The 4,132-nt window shown below is 43.9% G+C and carries 3 protein-coding genes and 1 pseudogene; all 4 read left to right on the plus strand.

The genetic code is table 11. The annotated features are described in order from the left end of the window. Window positions 1-110: 110 nt before the first annotated feature. A pseudogene (locus tag ACTNES_RS19720) lies at window positions 111-209 on the plus strand (Maff2 family mobile element protein); the annotation flags it as partial. 23 nt (window positions 210-232) lie between these two features. Next, window positions 233-1,102 (plus strand): VirB6/TrbL-like conjugal transfer protein, CD1112 family, encoded by an 870-nt coding sequence (locus tag ACTNES_RS19725; RefSeq protein WP_055056582.1) that lies wholly within the window; start codon window positions 233-235, stop codon window positions 1,100-1,102. 17 nt (window positions 1,103-1,119) lie between these two features. Then, window positions 1,120-1,494, plus strand: coding sequence for a PrgI family protein (locus tag ACTNES_RS19730; RefSeq protein WP_055052947.1), 375 nt, complete (start codon window positions 1,120-1,122; stop codon window positions 1,492-1,494). After that, window positions 1,472-4,048 (plus strand): VirB4-like conjugal transfer ATPase, CD1110 family, encoded by a 2,577-nt coding sequence (locus ACTNES_RS19735; RefSeq protein ID WP_441040469.1) that lies wholly within the window; start codon window positions 1,472-1,474, stop codon window positions 4,046-4,048. Before ACTNES_RS19730 ends, ACTNES_RS19735 begins: the two co-directional genes overlap by 23 nt. Window positions 4,049-4,132: the final 84 nt, after the last annotated feature.

The raw sequence follows: 4,132 nt of genomic DNA on the forward strand, positions 1-4,132 counted from the left end.
GCCCTGGACGGCTGAATTCGATGGAGCGCCGTGTGCGGTGAAAGTCGCATGCACGGTGTGGAGCGGGGGAAAATCCGGAGATAACTTCAAAGGATTACCTATCGCTATCGGGTGCAAAATCCCAGGGGATTAAGCAGCTGATGGCGGGAGGTGGTGTTGTTTTGATCGGCACCCAGCTTGTACCGTTACTTTCCGGTTTGTTTAGCTGAGAAACTTAGGAGGGAGATGACTCATGGATCGGATATTTGAAGCGATTGAAGAATGGATGAGGAATCTTCTGACAGGCATGGTAAGTTCCAACCTGACAACAATGTATACCGATGTCAATGAAAAGACCGGTCAGATTGCTGCTCAGGTTGGGCAGACACCGCAGGGCTGGAATGGGAACATTTTCAGCATGATACAAAATCTTTCCGATTCGGTCATTGTACCGATTGCCGGTATGATTATTACCTTTGTGCTTTGTTATGAGCTGATTTCCATGTTAACAGAAAAGAACAATATGCATGACATTGATACATGGATGTTCTTTAAATATTTTTTCAAGATGTGGGTGGCAGTCTGGATCGTCAGCCATACTTTCACGATTACCATGGCGGTATTTGATGTCGGGCAGTCAGTAGTGAGCCGGGCCGCTGGTGTCATCAGTTCCGATACAGCGATCAATATAGATACGATGATTACCACGATGGAAACGGCAATGGAATCTATGGAAATCGGTGAACTTGTCATACTGGCACTGGAAACGATGCTTGTGAGCCTGTGTATGAAGGTTATCTCAGTCTTTATTACAGTGATTTTGTATGGGCGTATGATTGAAATCTATCTCTATTCGTCCGTTGGAGCTATTCCATTTGCAACTATGTCTAACCGGGAATGGGGGCAGATTGGAAACAACTATCTTCGTGGATTGTTTGCACTGGCATTTCAGGGATTCTTTATGATGGTCTGCGTGGGAATTTACGCAGTCTTAGTAGCGAATATCCAGATGTCAGATAACATACATTCTGCATTGTTCGGCGTGATGGCATACACGGTGATCCTTTGTTTCAGTTTGATGAAAACAGGAAACTTTGCCCGTAGTATCTTCAACGCTCACTAAGAAAGGAGGAACTGGCAATGGCATTTGTATCAGTGCCTAAAGACTTAACCAAGGTCAAAAATAAGATCATCTTCAACTTGACCAAACGGCAGCTGATCTGTTTTGGGATTGCAGCGGCAGTGGGAGTACCATTTTATTTCCTTACCAGAGGGATCATCGGTTCCAGTAACGCAGCGACCGGGATGTGCCTTTTGATGCTTCCGGCATTTTTATTTGCCATGTATGAAAAGGATGGGCTTCCGTTAGAAAAGGTTTTGAAAAATATGATCACCGTGAAATTTATCCGTCCTCCGGTACGGAAGTATCAGATGGAAAATCTGTATGAGAAGAAATTTATCATGGTCAGAAAAAAGAAGGGAGGACAGAAGAGTGTTAAAAAGAAAAAACGATAGACAGCCACCACAGAGATTGGAAGAAGAATGTTATCCAAATGATTACTGGCTGGATGAAGAGGATGGTGGAGAAGATATTCCAGATCTGGCGGTCAGCAGTAAGCCGGTAAGCGGCAGACTGCACAGCGAGCCAATGGTAACGGGTTATGAAGCATTAGAAAGACAGAGAGGGGTACGCCGACCAAACAGAAAGCTGACCCGCAGGGAAAAGAAGGCTTTGAAAAGGGCACAGAAATATGAAGCGAAACTTCATAAAGAGCATGAAAAAGCGGATAAGAAAAATGCGAAGAAAGAAGCGAAGCTTGCGGCAAAAGCAGAGAAACAGGCAATGCGTGAAGCAAAGAAAAGTGCAAAGAAGAAAAAGAGCAGTTCAGCTACAGCACTGCCAAGACAGCAGCCGGAAGGGAAGAAGGTTTCAGGAGAAAAAGGTGGAAGCACTGAAAAGAAAGTAGCAAATACTGCCAAAGATAAACGGATTACAGCACAGCAGTCCATTCCTTATCATGAGATGGGGAGAGATGGTATCTGTCGTGTACAGGATAAATTTTATTCCAAGACCATCCGTTTTTATGACATCAACTACCAGTTAGCTCAGAATGAGGATAAAAATGCGATCTTTGAAAACTGGTGTGACTTCTTAAATTATTTTGACAGCACGATTCATTTTCAGCTTTCCTTTATCAATCAGCACAGCAACATGGCGGAGTATGAAAAGGTTATCCATATCAATCCGCAGGAGGATGAGTTTGATGATCTGCGTATGGAGTTTGCACAGATGCTTAATAATCAGCTGGCAAAAGGAAATAATGGTCTGATGCGTACCAAATATATCACGTTTGGTATCGAAGCAGAGAGTATCCGGGAAGCACGACCGAAACTGGAACGTATCGAGTCGGATATTATGAATAATTTCAAGATTCTTGGAGTGACAGCGTATCCGCTGAATGGAACGGAAAGGCTGCAGATCATGTACGAGACATTCAATCAGGATAGTAAAGTCCCTTTTCATTTTTCTTATGATGAGGTACTTCGTACAGGTCTTAGCACAAAGGATTATATCGCACCGACCAGTTTCGTATTTAAGAATGGAAAAGATTTTCAGATGGGTGGAACGATAGGAGCCGTCTCTTATCTTCAGATTCTTGCACCGGAGCTTACGGACAAGATGCTGGCAGAGTTTTTGGAGATGGACAGTAACCTTATGGTGAACTTCCATATCCAGTCCATTGACCAGATGAAAGCGATCAAGCTGGTAAAGAGCAAGGTGACCGATATTAACCGGATGAAGATTGAGGAGCAGAAAAAGGCAGTTCGTGCCGGATATGACATGGACATTATCCCATCAGACTTAACTACATATGGTGGAGAAGCCAAGAGACTTCTGGAAGATTTACAGTCCAGGAATGAGAGAATGTTCCTTGTAACGGCACTGTTTTTAAATACGGCAGAGACAAAACAGGAGCTTGAAAATGTCGTATTCCAGACTGCCGGTATTGCACAGAAATATAACTGTGCATTGAAACGTCTGGATTATCAGCAGGAGCCGGGGCTTATGAGTTGCCTGCCGCTTGCTATGAATCTTGTGCCTATCAAAAGGGCACTTACCACAACATCTACGGCAATCTTTGTTCCGTTTACCACACAGGAATTGTTTATGGGTGGGGAATCCATTTACTATGGTTTAAATGCCCTGTCCAATAATCTGATCATGGCAGACAGAAAGAAACTGAAAAACCCGAATGGTTTGATTTTGGGTACACCGGGTGCCGGTAAGTCATTTGCGGCAAAGCGTGAGATCACCAACGCATTTATCGTGACAAAAGATGACATTATCGTGTGTGATCCGGAAGGGGAGTATTATCCGTTGTTCCGGGCATTTCATGGACAGGTTATCCGCATTTCACCGACCAGCCATGATTATATCAATCCGATGGACATCAATCTGGATTACGCAGATGATGATGACCCACTTTCCTTAAAGTCTGACTTTATCCTGTCTCTTTGTGAGCTGGTAGTTGGTGGGAAGAATGGACTGGAGCCGGTAGAAAAAACAGTTATTGACCGTTGTGTACGTCTGGTGTATCAGGACTTTCTTTCTGACCCAGTACCGGAAAAAATGCCGATCTTAGAGGATTTATATAATCTTCTCCGTGAGCAGAAGGAACAGGAGGCACAGCGTCTTGCGACTGCACTGGAAATCTACGTCAATGGTTCTCTGAGAGTATTCAACCACAGAACCAACGTGGAACTGAATAACCGCATGGTATGTTTCGACATCAAAGACTTAGGAAAACAGCTGAAAAAGCTTGGTATGCTGATCGTACAGGATCAGGTATGGAACAGAGTAACGATTAACCGTTCAGCGAATAAGAGTACCAGATACTATATTGATGAGTTTCATCTGCTTTTAAAAGAAGAACAGACAGCTGCGTACAGTGTGGAAATCTGGAAGCGATTCCGTAAATGGGGTGGTATTCCGACGGGTATCACACAGAACGTAAAAGACCTGCTTGCCAGCCGTGAGATAGAAAATATCTTTGGTGCGACACGTTGACGCACAAACATCGCTCTATGAGGGTAAAACTTCATAGACTTATGGCCATGCGATGCTAAAATCGTCGGGCTTACTTCCATACGA

Source organism: Blautia sp. HCP3S3_D9 (assembly GCF_052063845.1).
Taxonomy (GTDB): domain Bacteria; phylum Bacillota; class Clostridia; order Lachnospirales; family Lachnospiraceae; genus Blautia_A.